At 55.3% G+C, this 18,077-nt stretch carries 16 protein-coding genes and 4 tRNA genes; 15 read left to right on the plus strand and 5 right to left on the minus strand.

What is annotated here, in order from left to right:
• Nucleotides 1–4: 4 nt before the first annotated feature.
• The 6 genes from wecG to C0557_RS26820 all read left to right on the plus strand — a co-directional run bounded on the left by wecG (nucleotide 5) and on the right by C0557_RS26820 (nucleotide 2,942).
• On the plus strand, nucleotides 5–745 hold the full coding sequence (wecG, locus tag C0557_RS26795; RefSeq protein ID WP_208662639.1) for a lipopolysaccharide N-acetylmannosaminouronosyltransferase: 741 nt from the start codon (nucleotides 5–7) through the stop codon (nucleotides 743–745).
• Nucleotides 746–1,001: 256 nt separating this feature from the next.
• Nucleotides 1,002–2,387 carry an amino acid permease gene (locus tag C0557_RS26800; RefSeq protein WP_208662641.1) on the plus strand — a complete coding sequence of 462 codons (1,386 nt, stop codon included), beginning with the start codon at nucleotides 1,002–1,004 and terminating at the stop codon, nucleotides 2,385–2,387.
• A gap of 102 nt (nucleotides 2,388–2,489) precedes the next feature.
• Nucleotides 2,490–2,566, plus strand: a tRNA-Arg gene (locus C0557_RS26805).
• A 69-nt stretch (nucleotides 2,567–2,635) separates the two neighbouring features.
• Nucleotides 2,636–2,711: transfer RNA gene (locus C0557_RS26810), tRNA-His, on the plus strand.
• A 28-nt stretch (nucleotides 2,712–2,739) separates the two neighbouring features.
• Nucleotides 2,740–2,826, plus strand: a tRNA-Leu gene (locus C0557_RS26815).
• Between the two features lie 39 nt (nucleotides 2,827–2,865).
• A tRNA-Pro gene (locus tag C0557_RS26820) sits at nucleotides 2,866–2,942 on the plus strand.
• A 526-nt stretch (nucleotides 2,943–3,468) separates the two neighbouring features.
• Here C0557_RS26820 and hemY read toward each other — a convergent pair.
• From hemY to hemC, 4 genes are read right to left on the minus strand one after another with little or no spacing between them, the layout of a single operon-like run.
• The gene (gene hemY, locus C0557_RS26825; protein WP_208662643.1) at nucleotides 3,469–4,665 is read right to left on the minus strand and encodes a protoheme IX biogenesis protein HemY; all 1,197 of its coding nucleotides are present in this window, start codon (nucleotides 4,663–4,665) and stop codon (nucleotides 3,469–3,471) included.
• 2 nt (nucleotides 4,666–4,667) lie between these two features.
• Nucleotides 4,668–5,828: a uroporphyrinogen-III C-methyltransferase gene (gene hemX, locus C0557_RS26830; RefSeq protein WP_208662646.1), complete on the minus strand. Its 1,161-nt coding sequence runs from the start codon at nucleotides 5,826–5,828 to the stop codon at nucleotides 4,668–4,670.
• Nucleotides 5,829–5,849: 21 nt separating this feature from the next.
• On the minus strand, nucleotides 5,850–6,590 hold the full coding sequence (gene hemD, locus C0557_RS26835) for a uroporphyrinogen-III synthase (protein WP_208662648.1): 741 nt from the start codon (nucleotides 6,588–6,590) through the stop codon (nucleotides 5,850–5,852).
• Nucleotides 6,587–7,528 (minus strand): hydroxymethylbilane synthase, encoded by a 942-nt coding sequence (gene hemC / locus C0557_RS26840; RefSeq protein WP_043955860.1) that lies wholly within the window; start codon nucleotides 7,526–7,528, stop codon nucleotides 6,587–6,589. The genes hemD and hemC overlap by 4 nt, the downstream gene beginning before the upstream one ends.
• A 311-nt stretch (nucleotides 7,529–7,839) precedes the next feature.
• On the opposite strand from hemC, the gene cyaA reads away from it, so the two are divergent.
• On the plus strand, nucleotides 7,840–10,383 hold the full coding sequence (gene cyaA / locus C0557_RS26845; RefSeq protein ID WP_074779944.1) for a class I adenylate cyclase: 2,544 nt from the start codon (nucleotides 7,840–7,842) through the stop codon (nucleotides 10,381–10,383).
• A 40-nt stretch (nucleotides 10,384–10,423) separates the two neighbouring features.
• Here cyaA and cyaY read toward each other — a convergent pair whose 3' ends face one another.
• Nucleotides 10,424–10,744 (minus strand): iron donor protein CyaY, encoded by a 321-nt coding sequence (cyaY, locus tag C0557_RS26850; protein WP_208662651.1) that lies wholly within the window; start codon nucleotides 10,742–10,744, stop codon nucleotides 10,424–10,426.
• 137 nt (nucleotides 10,745–10,881) lie between these two features.
• On the opposite strand from cyaY, the gene C0557_RS26855 reads away from it, so the two are divergent.
• The 8 genes from C0557_RS26855 to corA all read left to right on the plus strand — a co-directional run bounded on the left by C0557_RS26855 (nucleotide 10,882) and on the right by corA (nucleotide 17,875).
• The gene (locus C0557_RS26855; RefSeq protein WP_007369167.1) at nucleotides 10,882–11,085 is read left to right on the plus strand and encodes a lipoprotein; all 204 of its coding nucleotides are present in this window, start codon (nucleotides 10,882–10,884) and stop codon (nucleotides 11,083–11,085) included.
• 36 nt (nucleotides 11,086–11,121) lie between these two features.
• Entirely contained in the window at nucleotides 11,122–11,946 is an 825-nt protein-coding gene (gene dapF, locus C0557_RS26860; protein ID WP_007369166.1) for a diaminopimelate epimerase, read from the plus strand.
• On the plus strand, nucleotides 11,943–12,650 hold the full coding sequence (locus tag C0557_RS26865; protein WP_208662653.1) for a DUF484 domain-containing protein: 708 nt from the start codon (nucleotides 11,943–11,945) through the stop codon (nucleotides 12,648–12,650). Before dapF ends, C0557_RS26865 begins: the two co-directional genes overlap by 4 nt.
• Nucleotides 12,647–13,549, plus strand: coding sequence for a tyrosine recombinase XerC (xerC, locus tag C0557_RS26870; RefSeq protein WP_074779948.1), 903 nt, complete (start codon nucleotides 12,647–12,649; stop codon nucleotides 13,547–13,549). The genes C0557_RS26865 and xerC overlap by 4 nt, the downstream gene beginning before the upstream one ends.
• Nucleotides 13,549–14,265, plus strand: a complete 717-nt coding sequence (gene yigB / locus C0557_RS26875; RefSeq protein WP_074779950.1) for a 5-amino-6-(5-phospho-D-ribitylamino)uracil phosphatase YigB — start codon at nucleotides 13,549–13,551, stop codon at nucleotides 14,263–14,265. The genes xerC and yigB overlap by 1 nt, the downstream gene beginning before the upstream one ends.
• Nucleotides 14,266–14,404: 139 nt before the next feature.
• The gene (gene uvrD / locus C0557_RS26880; protein ID WP_208662655.1) at nucleotides 14,405–16,567 is read left to right on the plus strand and encodes a DNA helicase II; all 2,163 of its coding nucleotides are present in this window, start codon (nucleotides 14,405–14,407) and stop codon (nucleotides 16,565–16,567) included.
• Between the two features lie 148 nt (nucleotides 16,568–16,715).
• On the plus strand, nucleotides 16,716–16,772 hold the full coding sequence (gene ysgD / locus C0557_RS27725) for a YsgD/CorL family protein (RefSeq protein WP_367888890.1): 57 nt from the start codon (nucleotides 16,716–16,718) through the stop codon (nucleotides 16,770–16,772).
• Between the two features lie 152 nt (nucleotides 16,773–16,924).
• The gene (gene corA, locus C0557_RS26885) at nucleotides 16,925–17,875 is read left to right on the plus strand and encodes a magnesium/cobalt transporter CorA (RefSeq protein WP_007369161.1); all 951 of its coding nucleotides are present in this window, start codon (nucleotides 16,925–16,927) and stop codon (nucleotides 17,873–17,875) included.
• The last annotated feature ends 202 nt before the right edge of the window (nucleotides 17,876–18,077 follow it).

The raw sequence follows: 18,077 nt of genomic DNA on the forward strand, positions 1-18,077 counted from the left end.
TAACATGACGGACAAGACGGCAGCGCCGCTGTATGACCTGCGCGGTCTGAAACTCATCGGCTGGCGCGATATGCAGCACGCGCTGGATTACCTCTGTGCTGACGGCGAAATCAAACGCGGCACGCTGGTAGCGATGAACGCCGAAAAACTGCTGACTGTGGAAGACGATCCCGTAGTGCGTGTGCTGATCGAGGCGGCAGAGTTTAAATATGCTGACGGCATCAGCGTGGTTCGCTCTCTGCGCAAGAAATTTCCGCAGGCGCAGGTCTCACGCGTTGCCGGTGCCGATCTCTGGGAACATTTGATGATGCGTGCCGGGCAGTCAGGTACGCCTGTGTTTCTTGTGGGGGGAAAACCGGAGGTGCTGGCGCAAACCGAACAGAAACTGCGCATGCAGTGGCAGGTTAATATCGTGGGTAGCCAGGATGGTTATTTTACGGCGGATCAGCGTGAGGCGCTGTTTGCACGTATCCGGGACAGCGGTGCGAAAATTGTCACCGTCGCAATGGGATCGCCACGGCAGGAGATTTTTATGCGTGACTGCCGCGCTGTTTACGCCGATGCCTTGTTTATGGGCGTTGGCGGGACGTATGACGTCTTTACCGGACATGTAAAGCGTGCACCGAAGTTCTGGCAGCAACTGGGGCTGGAGTGGCTCTATCGGTTGCTTTCACAGCCGACGCGGCTCAAACGCCAGCTCCGCTTACTGCGTTATTTACGCTGGCATTACAGCGGAAAACTCTGAGCTCATCAGGCAGCGTTTCACGCTGCCGCTTTCCTTCCATCTGCTGTTTTATTGTGCATCGGGTCGATTTTTCTTATACATCGTTTGCCATTTCCCGCAATTTAAGAAACCATTCGCTCACTCATTTGCAGTGCCACGGCGTTTTTGCGCCAGCCATTTCCGGGCCGGTGCAGCATGGCCTGTTATGAGCTGAGGAAAACTCATAACAATAACCCGCGGAGCGGGTAAGAAAAGAAGCAAACACAACAGAGGATTTATGGCTGAAAATAAACCGGAGCTTCAGCGCGGTCTGGAGTCTCGTCACATCGAATTAATCGCCCTGGGCGGCACCATTGGCGTGGGGCTGTTTATGGGGGCCGCCAGTACGCTGAAGTGGGCGGGCCCATCGGTATTGCTGGCGTATATCATCGCGGGTCTTTTCGTCTTTTTTATCATGCGCTCAATGGGCGAGATGCTGTTTCTTGAGCCGGTAGCCGGTTCCTTTGCCGTCTACGCGCATCGTTATATGAGCCCCTTCTTTGGCTATCTGACGGCCTGGTCCTACTGGTTTATGTGGATGGCCGTGGGGATCTCGGAAATCACCGCCATTGGCGTTTATGTCCAGTTCTGGTTCCCCGACCTTGCTCAATGGATCCCCGCGCTGATTGCGGTTGCGCTGGTGGCGCTGGCCAACCTTGCGGCCGTGCGCCTTTATGGTGAAATTGAATTCTGGTTTGCCATGATTAAAGTCACCACCATCATCGTGATGATTATTGTTGGCCTGGGCGTGATTTTCTTTGGCTTTGGCAACGGCGGTCATTCGATTGGCTTTGGCAATCTGACCGAACATGGCGGCTTCTTTGCCGGTGGCTGGAAAGGCTTCTTAACCGCGCTCTGTATCGTGGTCGCCTCTTATCAGGGCGTTGAGCTTATCGGTATTACTGCCGGTGAAGCCAAAAACCCGCAGGTAACGCTGCGTAGCGCGGTCAGCAAGGTGCTGTGGCGTATCCTGATTTTCTATGTGGGCGCCATCTTTGTTATCGTCACCATCTTCCCGTGGAATGAAATCGGCACCAACGGCAGCCCGTTTGTGCTGACGTTTGCCAAAATCGGTATTGCCGCAGCGGCAGGTATCATCAACTTTGTGGTACTGACGGCTGCGCTCTCGGGTTGTAACAGCGGCATGTACAGTTGCGGTCGTATGCTTTACGCGCTGGCGAAGAACCGCCAGTTACCGTCTGCGGTGGCGAAAGTGTCGAAAAGCGGCGTTCCGGCAGCGGGCGTGACCATCTCTATTATTATTCTGCTGATCGGTTCGTGCCTGAACTACATTATTCCTAACCCGCAACGCGTGTTTGTGTATGTCTATAGCGCCAGCGTATTGCCGGGTATGGTGCCGTGGTTCGTGATTCTGATTAGCCAGATGCGTTTCCGTAAAGCGCACAAAGCGGCGATTGCCACGCACCCGTTCCGCTCGATGCTCTTCCCGTGGGCGAACTGGCTGACCATGGCGTTCCTGGTGTGCGTGTTGATCGGCATGGGATTCAATGACGATACCCGTATGTCGCTGTTTGTCGGCATTATCTTCATTGCCGCCGTAACCCTGGCGTATAAGGTATTTGGCCTCAATAGACATGCAGTTACGCATCAGGTGAGTGAATAAGAGGCAAAATGCGCAAAGCATAACCAAACGCGCATTTTCTTAAAAAAAGCACTAGACAGCCGCGCCCGAAGTCCGTACTATCCACCCCCGCAACGGCGCTACGCGCCCGTAGCTCAGCTGGATAGAGCGCTGCCCTCCGGAGGCAGAGGTCTCAGGTTCGAATCCTGTCGGGCGCGCCATTTAAACCCGGCGCTTGAGCTGCGGTGGTTCGTGATTCGTCACGATACCGCGTGAAAAGATTTACAGTGGTGGCTATAGCTCAGTTGGTAGAGCCCTGGATTGTGATTCCAGTTGTCGTGGGTTCGAGTCCCATTAGCCACCCCATTATTTAGCAGTACAAGTTTCGTGGAATGCGAAGGTGGCGGAATTGGTAGACGCGCTAGCTTCAGGTGTTAGTGTCCTTACGGACGTGGGGGTTCAAGTCCCCCCCCTCGCACCACAACTTAAATTGAACAAAAAATTCAAAAAGCAGTAAAAACGGCGAGTAGCGCAGCTTGGTAGCGCAACTGGTTTGGGACCAGTGGGTCGGAGGTTCGAATCCTCTCTCGCCGACCAATTTTGAACCCCGCGAAAGCGGGGTTTTTTGTTTTCTGCTCTCCCTGAATCCCCGCTTTTTCTGCCTGTTGTTCATCAACGACAACCCCTTTTCGTACTGTCGCCTGCGGGAGACATCTAATCTATTGAATTCAAATGAATAATATAATTCACCCGGTAAATGTCGTTCTGCGGCGACAAATTGTGACGACGATCGCGGTGAAGAGGCGGCAGGATGCCCGGAGAGGGTTGAATTTATTGGGTTATTAAAAGTTTGCGCTGCGTTCCATTTGGGAGTGCAAACCTGGCATGATACGTGCAATAATATTCATGTAGATGCTCATTCCATCTCTTATGCTCGCCTTCTGGCTTCATAAACTCAGGAATGATGCAGAGCCGTTTACGGTGCTTATCGTCCACTGACAGATGTCGCTTCGGCCTCATCAAACACCATGGACATAACGTTGAGTGAAGCACCCATTAGTTGTCAAAGACCTGTTTTAACGCCTGCCTGAGCTTTCCGGCAGGCGTTTTTTTTGGCTGGCCGTCAGGCCGGAGGGTTATTTTGCAGCGTCAGCAGCAGGCCATCACGGCGCATGAGTGCGGCCTCTTCCGGCTGATGCATGCGATCGAGACAATCTGCCAGCCAGGCGTAGTCGAACGCATCCGGACGCTGTTTCAGCGCTGCGCGGAAGGCCACGCTTGCTTCCTGCCATTCGCCATGTTTCAGCAGCGATTGACCCAGCGTACTCCACAGCAGCGGGCGATCGCCCTGCGTTTTAATTTGCTGGCGCAGAATTTTTTCGATCTGCTCCGGATTGTTGGTTTTCAGCCGCGGGATCACCATCACCAGACGATCGTCATACTGGCGTTTCAGGCCATCAAGAATAATGTCCTGTGCAGTATCGTGATCGTCGCACTCAATCAAGTGCTCGGCGATAGCCACCTGTAGCGTTACCTGCTGACGGGTTTTACGGCTCTGGTTTTTCCACCAGCTTTTCAGACCATCGCTGCCCTGATCCGCGCGCGCCTGATCCATCATGCCAATCCACGCCTGCTGTTGCAGCGCATCGCGATGATCGTCGTCGCCGACATCAGCTTTCGCCATCGAAGGGATGATATCCAGCAGGGAAGTCCATGCGCCGGTGCGAATATAGGCCTGTTCAGCCAGGCGCAACACTTCCGGATGACGCGGAGTGATCTCCAGCAATTTATCCACGCCATGACGGGCTGCATGATTCTCGTTGCGCGCCAGTTGCAGACGTACCCGGGTGATTTCCACCGGGATGGGATCGTTTTCCGCCAGCTCTGCCGCGCGCTCCAGATGCTGGTTGGCACGGGCTTCATCACCGCGTTGCTGCGCCGCTTCGGCCGCCAGCAGGTAATTCACCACGGGCTGCTCGGCGTGATCGGCATTTTTTGTCATCAACTTTTCAACTTGCTGATAGTCGCCTTCCGCCAGCTTGAGCAGCGCTTGCTCCGTTTGTTTGCGCGCGCGACGACGCTTGCGGCCCACAAACCAGCCACGGGTATGCGCGCCAGTACGGAAAATGCGACGCAGCACCCATTCGAGGGCAAAGATCACCACCAACGCCAGCACCATAATGATCACTAACCCGGTGACGCTGGTTTCAATGTTGTAATTATCGGTCTGGATCAGCACATAACCCTGATGCCCGGCGAGCATGGGGCCGAGCACGATCCCGGCGATCAACAGCGCAAAGAGCAATAATACTTTCAGCATGCTTATTCTCCCTGCGCTGCGGCCGCATTGGCCGGCGCCTGTTCAGACGTCACGGCAGGCTGCGCCAGAAGATTGCGTACGCGGGTTTGCATTAATTTTTCCAGGATCGGTTGGCTTTGCAGTGATTCCGGTAAATTCATGGCGATCGTTTGTTGGCTCAGCTTATCCACTTCCTCGAGGAAGGATTTGGTGGCCGCATCGTCAGTGTCGTAGTACGCGCGTACCCAGGTAGAAACATTATCCAGCGCCTGTTTGTAGGTCTCTTCCTGATGGCGCGGAACGGCTTGCGCGGCGACGAGCAGACGTGAACGGATGTTTTCACGCAGATAGATATCCTGATTCGGCGCGAGCAGCGGTACTGCCGTTTCATCGCGACGGCGGATAGTGATAAAGCTGTCCATAAAGTTCTGCCAGCTTTTTTGCAGATTGACGCGCCATTCGCTGATCGAGCCGGAGAGCTCGCTACTGTCGTCGTCCATCGGTGAATCGTCATCGTTATTATCCGCAAGACGCAGATTATCGATTTGATTCGAAAGCTGGTTCAGATTGAGGATAATGCCGTCGTAATCCACCTGCGTGATTGCCGACAGGCTGCCGATATCGTCAGTGATGGCGCGACGCGCGGTAATCAGGCTTGGATCGTTCATATCCGCCAGGCTGGCGTCGGCGCTCTTTAACAGCGCGGCAGCGGTGGTAACATCCTGATCGCTCCACAGCTTGCGGCCCGCCAGTTTCACCAGGAAATCGGCCTGCGCCAGTTGCCAGGTTTTGGCATCAGAACCAGAGATAGTTGCCACTTTCTGCTGCACTTCATCAAGCTGCTTCGCCAGTACATCGTTCTGACGTTTGGCGGCATCAAGCTGGTCTGCCTGTTGTTTAATCACACCTTCCAGCTCTGCGCGCTGCTTATCCTGCGATTGTTGTAAGGCGATAACCTGGTTGGCGATTTCGCCATTATTGCTATGCAGTGTCGCCACTTGCTGTTTTACCCAGCCATAAAGCCCGGCACCCGACGCCAGCGCAATGGCGATGGCGATCGCGCTGAGCGCAAGGCTGGTCCTGTTAGCGCGTTTATTCTTCTCTGTTTTCTCCGGCGGCGGCGTTGCGCCGTCAGCCGCTTTGGTCTCTTCGACCACGGCGGAGGAGTTTTCTTGTTCCGTCATTATGGCTTCCCATTATGAGAGTTATTGTAATGCGCGAAGCAGCGCATCGTTGTCGGCATTGTCAGCGACCCGAATGTCCTGCCAGCCCAGTTCCCGGGCGAGGTGCGCCAGACGCTCGCTCGCCACAACCAGGCGACAGCGAAGTAGCCAGTTTTCCCGATACCAGGGAGGAATAAGTGAAAACAGTTGCTGCATCATTTCGCCGCTGGTGATCACCAGTGTCGTCACGCCACGCGTATGCCAGCGCATCGCTTCTTCAGCACCGTCATAAAATATTGCACAGCGTTGATAACATTCGCAAAATTCAACTTCAGCACCGCGCGCCGCCAGCGTTTCCGCCAGCACTTCGCGCCCGCCGTTACCCCGTAAGATTAGCGCATGCTTACCCTGAACACTTTGTAATTCAGGTAATTGTAACAACACTTCACTGATTTCCCGATCGTGCGGATAGCGCACCTCAATGCCGCTGACGGTATGTAACGCCAGCGCCGTGGTGCGGCCGATAGCGAAATAGTGAGGCTGAGGGGGAAAGTGCAAACCAAGCTGCTGCAAGTGGGCGTGAGCGAATGTCACCGCATGCTGCGACAGGGCAAAAACCATATCGTCTGCAGTTAGAGCAGCGAGACGCTCGGGTAATGAAGCGAGCTCGCGGCCTGGCGTAAATTCGATTAACGGAAAGCTCCAGGCCACCAGCCCCAGTGTGCGCAACCGGCTGACTAATTCTTCTCCGGCTGGAGATGGGCGAGTGACCAGAATGCTCATGCAGGTGCGTCTCCGTTATAAACCTCATCCAGAATGGCGCGGGCGCCATTCGCCAGTAGCTCTTCCGCCAGCGAGATCCCCAGTTGTTCCGCATCTTCCGGTTTGCCGCGGCGTTCACCGCGTACCTGGATGGAACCGTCTGGCGAACCCACCAGCCCGCGCAGCCAGATCTCGCCGTTGATAAGTTCAGCATAGCTGCCAATTGGCACCTGGCATCCACCTTCAAGACGGGTATTCATCGCCCGCTCGGCTTTAACGCGCACGGCGGTGTCCTGGTGATTCAGCGGTTCGAGCAGCGCGCGCGTACGTGCGTCATCGAGGCGGCATTCCACACCGACCGCGCCCTGGCCGACTGCCGGTAACGAGGTTTCCGGCGGCAGCGCCATGCGTACGCGTGAAGCCAGTCCGAGGCGGTTAAGGCCTGCGACAGCGAGGATAATGGCGTCATATTCACCGTTATCCAGCTTGCTCAGACGGGTACCGACGTTCCCGCGCAGTGAACGGATCACCAGATCCGGACGCCGTTCCGCCAGTTGGCACTGGCGGCGTAAACTGGAAGTGCCAACAATGCTGCCGTGCGGCAGTTCGTCCAGCGAGGCATAACGGTTCGACACAAACGCATCGCGCGGATCGTCGCGCTCGCAAATGGTCACCAGTCCAAGCCCTTCAGGGAAATCCACCGGCACATCTTTCATTGAATGCACAGCGATATCGGCGCGATTTTCAAGCAGTGCCAGCTCAAGTTCTTTCACAAACAACCCTTTGCCGCCCACTTTCGCCAGTGGCGTATCAAGGATCACATCGCCGCGGGTTACCATTGGCACCAGTTCTACAGTCAGCCCCGGGTGGCTCGCTTCAAGGCGTTCCTTAACGTATTGTGCTTGCCAGAGCGCAAGGGGGCTTTGCCGTGTGGCAATTCTTAAAACATTGTCTAACATGCTTGTTACCGTCATTATCGTCCGTTGACCATCCTAACATTGTTGCATTAGGGTGTCAGTGTTCGCGGTGGATTGCCGGGGTAAGAGAAGGCTTCATCCCGCAATACAGGCGCAGGGCGGGCCGTAATAAAGAATTTACAGAGTGTATTTAATGCTACACTGGTTTGTAGCGCATCTTTCTTTACGGTCAATGAGCAAGGTGTTAAATTGATCACGTTTTAGACCATTTTTTCGTCGGTACCCCTATAAAGATAAGGGCGAAAAATGGCAACGGCGACTTTGAATTTTCTGTAAACATCAGGCGATATGTCTTGTACCTCTATATTGAGACTCTGAAACAGAGACTGGATGCCATCAATCAACTGCGTGTGGAACGCGCGCTTGCTGCCATGGGGCCTGCTTTTCAGCAGGTCTACAGTCTGCTGCCGACATTACTGCACTACCATCATCCGCTGATGCCGGGTTACCTTGAGGGTAACGTTCCCCAAGGCATTTGCCTTTACACGCCTGATGAAAACCAACTTCACTATCTGAACGAACTCGAACTGCACCGTGGTTTGCCGCCGCAGGAGTCGCCAAAAGGCGAATTACCGATCACCGGCGTTTACTCTATGGGTAGCACGTCATCCGTTGGGCAAAGTTGCTCTTCGGATCTGGACATCTGGGTATGTCATCAATCCTGGCTCGATAACGAAGAGCGGCAACTGTTGCAGCGTAAATGCAGCCTGCTGGAAAGCTGGGCCGCGTCGCTGGGCGTGGAAGTGAGCTTCTTCCTGATTGATGAAAACCGTTTCCGCCATAACGAAAGCGGCAGTCTGGGCGGCGAGGATTGCGGTTCGACGCAACATATACTGTTGCTTGACGAATTTTATCGCACCGCCGTGCGTCTCGCCGGGAAACGTATTCTTTGGAATATGGTGCCGGGCGATGAAGAAGAGCATTACGACGACTACGTAATGACGCTTTACGCGCAGGGCGTGCTGACGCCAAATGAGTGGCTGGATCTCGGCGGCTTAAGTTCCCTTTCGGCGGAAGAGTACTTTGGCGCCAGCCTTTGGCAGCTCTATAAAAGTATCGATTCCCCGTACAAAGCCGTGTTGAAAACCCTGCTACTGGAAGCTTATTCCTGGGAATATCCCAACACGCGCCTGCTGGCGAAAGACATTAAACAGCGTCTGCATGATGGCGAGATCGTCTCCTTCGGTCTTGATCACTACTGCATGATGCTGGAACGCGTAACGCAATATCTGGTTGCCATCGAAGACACCGCCCGTCTCGATCTGGCGCGTCGATGTTTCTACTTAAAAGTGTGTGAGAAGCTCAGCCGTGAACGCGCCTGCGTTGGCTGGCGTCGAGAAGTGATCGCGCAGTTGGTAAAAGAGTGGGGCTGGGACGATGCGCGCGTGGTCATGCTGGACAACCGCGCCAACTGGAAAATCGATCAGGTACGCGAAGCGCACAATGAGCTGCTCGACGCGATGATGCAGAGCTACCGCAATCTGATCCGTTTCGCCCGCCGTAATAATCTGAGCGTTTCCGCCAGCCCGCAGGATATCGGGGTGTTGACCCGTAAACTGTATGCCGCCTTTGAGGCGTTGCCGGGCAAAGTAACGCTGGTAAACCCGCAGATTTCACCGGATCTCTCCGAACCCAATTTAACCTTTATTCATGTTCCGCCAGGCCGCGCCAACCGCACTGGCTGGTATCTGTACAATCGCGCGCCGAACATGGATTCCATCGTCAGCCATCAGCCGCTGGAATATAACCGCTATCTGAATAAACTGGTGGCCTGGGCCTGGTTTAACGGGCTGCTGACCTCGCGCACGCATCTGTTTATTAAAGGCAACGATGTGGTCGATCTGGCGAAGTTGCAGGAGATGGTGGCGGATGTATCGCATCACTTCCCGCTGCGCCTGCCTGCGCCGACCCCGAAAGCGCTCTATAGCCCGTGCGAAATCCGTCATCTGGCGATTATCGTCAACCTGGAGTACGACCCGACTGCGGCGTTTCGTAACCAGGTGGTGCATTTCGACTTCCGTAAGCTTGATGTCTTCAGCTTCGGCGAGCAGCAAAACTGCCTCGTCGGTAGCGTGGATCTGCTCTACCGCAATTCGTGGAATGAGGTGCGTACTCTGCATTTCAACGGCGAGCAGGCGATGATCGAAGCGCTGAAAACGATTCTCGGCAAAATGCATCAGGATGCGGCACCGCCGGATAGTGTTGAAGTGTTCTGCTACAGCCAGCATCTGCGCGGCCTGATTCGAACCCGCGTCCAGCAGCTGGTTTCTGAGTGTATTGAGCTGCGTCTTTCCAGTACGCGCCAGGAAACCGGGCGCTTTAAAGCGTTGCGCGTGGCGGGCCAGACCTGGGGGCTGTTCTTTGAACGCCTGAATGTGTCGGTACAGAAGCTGGAAAACGCGATCGAGTTTTACGGTGCGATTTCGCATAACAAACTGCATGGCCTTTCCGTGCAGGTTGAAACCAATCACGTCGAATTACCAGCGGTGGTGGATGGCTTTGCCAGCGAAGGGATTATTCAGTTCTTCTTTGAAGAGACCGGTGAAGAAGGCTTTAACATCTATATCCTGGATGAGAGCAACCGCGCGGAAGTCTATCACCACTGTGAAGGCAGCAAAGAGGAGCTGGTGCGGGATGTAAGCCGTTTCTACTCGTCATCGCATGACCGCTTCACTTACGGTTCCAGCTTTATTAACTTCAACTTGCCGCAGTTCTATCAGATTGTGAATACGGAAGGGCGTGCGCAGGTGATCCCGTTCCGCAATCAGACAATCAGCACCGCAACACCGGCGAATCAGGACAACGACGCGCCGCTGTTGCAGCAATATTTCTCGTAATGCGTGCCGGATAAATCATTAACACCTTATCCGGCTAATATTAACGAAAAGTCACCGTTTCGCCCGCTTGCTGCGAGGCGGCCTGTTCCAGCAGATCCCAGAAGGTTTCGCCGCTGCGATCGCAAACCCAGTCGTCACCCTTCAGATCGAAATGGTAGCCGCCCTGTTTGGTCGCCAGCCACACCTGGTGCAGCGGCTCCTGGCGGTTAATGATAATTTTGCTGCTGTTTTCAAAGCTAATGGTTAAGACGCCGCCGTTGATTTCGCAGTCGATGTCGCTGTCGCCATCCCAGTCATCAAGGCGTTCTTCGATGGTGAGCCACAGGCTGTCGGCGAGGCGATGAAATTCACTGTCGTTCATTCTGCTTTCCTGTTTTTTATGATGGCAGCAGTATAACGCGAAACATTTCCCGATGCCCTAAACCAGCAAACTCTTGCTTTTGTGTCTTCTCCTGCGATGATAGAAAGCAGAAAGAATGAACTTACAGGCAACTCATAATGAAAGATGTGTTTCGCGCGATGGCCGTACTGCTGACTCTGTTCAGCCTGACGGGTTGTGGTCTGAAGGGGCCGCTCTATTTTCCTCCTGCGGATAAAAACGCGCCGCCGCCAACCAAAACGCAAACCAGCACGATCCAGCCGAGCACGCCGGATAGCAACGATCGTGGTGACGACGGCTCTCCGAGCCAGGTGAATTACTGACGCTACCGTTCTGTATCCGCGCAACTGGAGTAGATGATGCAGTTCTCAAAAATGCATGGCCTTGGCAACGATTTTATGGTCGTCGACGCGGTAACGCAGAATGTCTTTTTCTCACCAGAGCTGATCCGTCGTCTGGCGGATCGTCACCTTGGCGTTGGGTTTGATCAACTGCTGGTGGTTGAGCCTCCCTACGATCCCGAACTCGATTTTCACTACCGTATTTTCAATGCCGACGGCAGTGAAGTGTCGCAGTGTGGTAACGGCGCGCGCTGTTTCGCCCGCTTTGTTCGCCTGAAAGGATTAACCAATAAACGTGATATCCGCGTCAGTACGGCGAACGGTCGTATGGTATTGAGCGTAACGGAAGACGAACTGGTTCGCGTCAATATGGGCGAGCCAAACTTCGAACCGTCGCAGGTGCCGTTCCGCGCCAACAAAGCGGAAAAGACCTATATTATGCGGGCGGCGGAGCAAACCATACTGTGCGGCGTTGTTTCGATGGGTAATCCGCACTGCGTTATTCAGGTTGATGACGTGGACACCGCGCCGGTAGAAACACTGGGGCCAGTGATGGAGAGCCACGAACGTTTTCCTGAGCGCGCCAATATCGGTTTTATGCAGGTTGTCTCACGGGATCACATTCGTCTGCGCGTCTTTGAACGTGGTGCAGGTGAAACCCAGGCCTGCGGCAGCGGCGCTTGTGCGGCCGTTGCGGTCGGCATTCAGCAGGATTTACTGGCCGAAAATGTTCGCGTTGAATTACCGGGCGGTCGGCTTGATATCGCGTGGAAAGGACCGGGTCAACCGTTGTTTATGACTGGCCCGGCGGCACATGTCTATGACGGGTTTATTCATCTATGAAGCATATAGGAGAAGAGCAGCAGGAGCCGTTGGCCGAACTGGATGACCAGGCGGTGGCGGAATATTTGCTGCACCATCCTGAATTCTTTATCCGTAATGCGCGGCTGGTAGAGCAAATGCGCGTGCCGCACCCGGTGCGCGGTACGGTTTCTCTGGTTGAATGGCACATGGCGCGCTCGCGCAATCACATCAATGTGCTGGAAGAGAACATGACCTTGCTGATGGAGCAGGCGAGCGCAAACGAAGGATTATTCTATCGTCTGCTGCGCCTGCAAAGTCGGCTGGCATCCGCCAGCAGCCTCGAAGAGATGCTTAACCGTTTTCATCGCTGGGCGCGCGATCTGGGGCTGGCAGGCGCGACTATCCGCCTGTTTCCCGATCGCTGGCGTCTGGGCGCGCCTTCCCGCTACACCCATCTTGCGCTCTCCCGTCAGGCGTTTGAATCGTTGCGTATTCAACGCTTAGGCCAGCAGTACCACTATCTCGGCTCATTAAACGGGCCGGAGCTGTTGCTGCTGTTGCCGGAAGCGAAAGCAATCGGCTCCGTGGCCTTGTCATTAATGGGGCCGGACGGCTCCCTTGGCGTGGTGCTGTTCAGCAGTCGTGATGTTCACCATTACCAGCCAGGTCAGGGCACCCAGCTTTTAGATGAGATAGCGCAGATGCTGCCGGATCTTCTGGAACGCTGGATCGAGCGCGTATGAGCGATTCGCCGCTGTTACCTGCCGTCAGCAAATTCCTGCGCTACCTTGGCGTTGAACGTCAGCTCAGCCCCATTACGCTGCTTAATTATCAGCGTCAGCTTGATGCCATCATTGCTTTGACCGGTGAAACCGGCCTGAAAAGCTGGCAACAATGTGATGCTGCGATGGTGCGCGCAATTGCCGTACGCAGCCGACGAAAAGGGCTCGGCCCGGCAAGCCTGGCGCTGCGGCTTTCGGCGCTGCGCAGTTTCTTTGACTGGATGGTCAGCCAGGGTGAGCTGCCGGCAAACCCGGCGAAGGGCATTTCGGCACCGAAAGCGCCGCGCCATTTACCGAAGAATATTGATGTTGATGATATGAACCGGCTGCTGGATATCGATCTTAACGATCCGCTGGCAGTGCGCGATCGGGCCATGCTGGAAGTGATGTACGGCGCCGGTCTGCGTCTTTCGGAACTGGTGAATCTGGATATCAAACATCTGAATCTGGAAAGCGGTGAAGTGTGGGTAATGGGCAAGGGCAGCAAAGAGCGCCGCTTGCCTATTGGTCGCAGTGCGGTGACCTGGATCGAGCACTGGCTCGATCTGCGTGGGCTGTTTGGCGCAGAAGAGGATGCGCTGTTTTTATCGAAGCTGGGGAAACGAATTTCGGCGCGTAATGTGCAAAAACGTTTTGCCGAGTGGGGCATCCGCCAGGGGCTTCACAGTCACGTGAATCCGCATAAACTGCGGCACTCATTCGCTACACATATGCTTGAATCGAGCGGCGATCTGCGCGGGGTGCAGGAGTTGCTTGGTCACGCCAATCTTTCAACGACACAAATCTATACCCATCTCGATTTTCAACACCTTGCATCGGTGTACGACGCCGCGCACCCGCGCGCCAAACGGGGGAAATAATGCGTTTTTACCGCCCATTGGGTCAGATCTCCGCGATCACTTTTGACCTGGACGATACACTTTACGATAACCGGCTGGTGATCCAGCGTACCGAACAGGAAGCGCTGGCGTTTGTGCAACGCTATCATCCGGCGCTGAACGACCTGGAAAATGAAGAATTCAAGCGTCTGCGCCAGTCGCTGCGGGAAACCGAGCCGGAGATCTATCACGACGTTACCGAATGGCGGCGACGCGCCGTTGAACAGGCGATGCTAAACGCCGGGCTGACAGTCGAGGAAGCCGCCGTCGGCGCACAGGCCTCGATGGTTAACTTTGCCAAATGGCGCAGCCGCATTGATGTACCGCAGGAAACCCACGACACGCTGAAGAGACTGGCAACGAAGTGGCCGCTGGTGGCGATCACCAACGGTAACGCGCAGCCGGAACTGTTCGGGTTGGGCGATTACTTTGAATTCGTGCTGCGCGCCGGGCCGGACGGGCGTTCAAAACCGTTCAGCGACATGTACCATCTGGCCGCAGATCGCCTTGGTGTGGCGGTTGAGGATATTCTGCATGTTGGCGACGATTTGACTACGGATGTTGCGGGCGCGATCCGTTGCGGCATGCAGGCATGCTGGATCAAGCCGGAAGGCACCGATCTGTTACAGGCAACCGACAGCCGTTTGTTACCGCATATGGAAATTTCGCGGTTGGCATCCCTCACGACGCTGATATAATCACCAACAGTTCTGTATAAAATACCAGGGTTTTTTGGCGGATGGCGCTACGCTTATCCGTCCTGCGGTAACGTAGACCCGGTAAGCGAGGCGCCATCGGGCGCTTCGTTCAATTCCTGACGACGACACGACGGTACCTATGGACGTTTCTTATCTGCTCGACAGCCTCAATGACAAACAGCGCGACGCCGTAGCCGCAGAGCGCAGCAATATGCTGGTGCTGGCCGGGGCGGGGAGCGGTAAGACGCGCGTGCTGGTACACCGTATCGCCTGGCTGATGACCGTGGAGAACTGCTCGCCATACTCGATCATGGCGGTCACTTTTACCAATAAAGCGGCGGCGGAAATGCGTCACCGTATCGGTCAGTTGATGGGCACCTCGCAGGGCGGAATGTGGGTGGGCACGTTCCACGGCCTGGCGCACCGCTTGCTGCGCGCGCACCACATGGATGCCGGGCTGCCGCAGGATTTCCAGATTCTCGACAGTGAAGATCAGCTCCGGCTGCTGAAACGTCTGATCAAAGCGATGAATCTGGATGAGAAGCAGTGGCCGCCGCGTCAGGCAATGTGGTACATCAACGGCCAGAAAGATGAGGGCATTCGTCCGCATCATATTCAAAGTTTCGGTAACCCGGTTGAGCAGACCTGGCAGAAAGTTTATCAGGCCTACCAGGAAGCCTGCGATCGCGCCGGGCTGGTGGATTTTGCCGAGCTGCTGCTGCGCGCCCATGAGCTGTGGCTGAACAAGCCGCATATTTTGCAGCACTATCGTGAACGTTTTACCAATATCCTGGTGGACGAATTCCAGGATACCAACAACATTCAGTACGCATGGATCCGCCTGCTGGCGGGCGACACCGGCAAGGTGATGATCGTCGGCGACGATGATCAGTCTATTTACGGCTGGCGCGGCGCGCAGGTGGAAAACATCCAGCGCTTCCTGAAAGATTTCCCCGGCGCGCAGACCATTCGCCTGGAGCAGAACTACCGCTCCACCAGTAATATCCTTAGCGCCGCTAACGCCCTGATTGAAAACAACAATGGGCGGCTGGGGAAAAATCTGTGGACCGACGGCGTCGATGGCGAGCCGATTTCACTCTATTGCGCGTTCAACGAGCTGGATGAAGCGCGATTTGTCGTTAACCGTATCAAAGCCTGGCAGGACAACGGCGGGCAACTGACGCAGTGCGCCATTCTCTATCGCAGCAACGCCCAGTCGCGCGTGCTGGAAGAGGCGCTGTTGCAGGCCAGTATGCCGTACCGCATTTATGGCGGTATGCGATTCTTCGAACGCCAGGAGATCAAAGATGCGCTCTCCTATCTGCGTTTGATCGCCAACCGCAATGATGATGCCGCGTTTGAGCGCGTAGTGAATACGCCGACGCGCGGCATTGGCGATCGCACGCTGGATGTCGTGCGCCAGACGTCCCGCGATCGCCAGTTGACGCTGTGGCAGGCGACGCGTGAATTGCTACAGGAAAAAGCGCTGGCGGGCCGTGCAGCAAGCGCCCTGCAACGCTTCCTGGAACTGATTGACGCGCTGGCGCAGGAAACGGCCGATATGCCGCTGCATGTGCAAACCGACCGGGTAGTGAACGACTCCGGTCTGCGCATGATGTACGAGCAGGAGAAGGGCGAGAAAGGCCAGACGCGTATTGAGAACTTAGAGGAGCTGGTCACCGCCACGCGGCAGTTCAGCTACAACGAAGAAGATGAAGATTTGATGCCGTTGCAGGCGTTTCTTTCCCACGCCGCGCTGGAAGCGGGCGAAGGGCAGGCGGACACCTGGCAGGATGCGGTGCAGCTTATGACGCTGCACTCGGCAAAAGGTCTGGAATTCCCGCAGGTCTTTATCGTTGGCATGGAAGAGGGCATGTTCCCGAGCCAGATGTCGCTGGATGAGGGCGGCCGTCTGGAAGAGGAGCGCCGCCTGGCGTATGTCGGCGTGACGCGCGCGATGCAGAAACTGACTTTAACCTATGCCGAAACGCGTCGTTTGTACGGAAAAGAGGTTTATCACCGTCCTTCACGCTTTATCGGCGAACTGCCGGAAGAGTGTGTGGAAGAGGTGCGTTTACGCGCCAGCATCAGCCGCCCGGTCAGCCATCAGCGCATGGGAACGCCAGCCGCGCAGAGCGACACCGGCTATAAACTTGGCCAGCGCGTGCGCCATGCGAAGTTTGGCGAAGGTACGGTAGTGAACATGGAAGGCAGCGGCGAACACAGCCGTTTGCAGGTGGCTTTCCAGGGGCAGGGTATTAAATGGCTGGTGGCCGCCTATGCGAAGCTGGAAACCGTCTAACATTCAGAAAAATATCATAATTTTGTAATAATCTGCTAGCCTTATACGCTGAAGGGCAAATATTGCTCTTTAGCGTTTCGTTGCGTGTTGACGCCTTCTGAGTGCTGGCGTAACATGCGCGCACGATCACGCTAAGAGGACATTCGCCTTGGACACACCCAGTAGATACTGGCTCAATCTCCTGTTCCACAGGAACAACTCCTAAGGCTATTTTCTCATGCTGATAGCCTCAGAGGTTGTCAGCGACCTGCATGTTTCCCGTCGCGCTGAGTCAGGCTGTTTAATGGTCTGAAACCCAATTCGTTTCTTGTGTGCCCACCGAACTGTCCGATATTTTTTGCATTGGGAGTCCCGGCCATGCTGAGCGCATTTCAACTGGAAAACAATCGTTTAACCCGTCTTGAGGCTGACGAAATCAAACACCTCGCCAGCTCGGTTTGGGTTGATTTGGTCGAGCCGGACGAAGACGAACGAACCCGCGTGCAAACGGAATTGGGTCAGAACCTGGCCACCCGACCTGAACTGGAAGACATCGAAGCCTCCGCGCGTTTTTTCGAGGACGAAGACGGGCTACACATCCACTCCTTCTTCTTTTTTGAAGACGCGGAAGATCACGCCGGTAACTCAACGGTGGCATTCACCATTCGCGAAGGCCGCCTGTTCACGTTGCGTGAGCGCGAATTACCCGCGTTTCGCCTCTATCGTATGCGCGCCCGCAGCCAGGAGATGGTTGATGGCAACGCCTATGAACTGCTGCTGGATCTGTTCGAAACCAAAATCGAACAGCTGGCGGATGAAATCGAAAACATCTACAGCGACCTGGAAAAACTGAGCCGCGTCATTATGGAAGGCCAGCAGGGCGATGAATATGACGACGCGCTTTCAACGCTGGCGGAGCAGGAAGATATCGGCTGGAAGGTACGTCTGTGTCTGATGGATACCCAGCGCGCGCTGAACTTCCTGGTGCGCAAGGCGCGTTTACCGGCCGGTCAGCTGGAGCAGGCGCGCGAGATCCTGCGCGATATCGAATCTCTGCTGCCGCACAATGAATCCCTGTTCCAGAAGGTGAACTTTCTGATGCAGGCGGCGATGGGTTTCATCAATATCGAGCAGAACCGCATCATCAAGATCTTCTCGGTTGTTTCCGTGGTGTTCCTGCCGCCGACGCTGGTGGCATCCAGCTACGGGATGAACTTTGAATTTATGCCCGAGCTGCACTGGAGCTTCGGCTACCCTGGCGCGATTGTCTTTATGATCCTCGCCGGGCTGGCGCCGTATCTCTACTTCAAGCGCCGCAACTGGCTGTAAGACAACGGGCGGCGCTGCCGCCCTTTTTACTGCGTGAGGAAAACGGGGGGCTCATCGGCCTGACGTACCGTTGCCACGTAGCGGATGCTAATTCACTTTCCTCCCCTGATGACTGCTGGTTTCGACGATCTTCCGTCGTTAACTTGCCCGTCCGCATGAGTCAAGGTATTAACTGGCAGCAAACTGATAGCCGCGGCAGAAT

This window comes from Kosakonia sp. MUSA4 (assembly GCF_013085925.1).
Taxonomy (GTDB): domain Bacteria; phylum Pseudomonadota; class Gammaproteobacteria; order Enterobacterales; family Enterobacteriaceae; genus Kosakonia; species Kosakonia sacchari_B.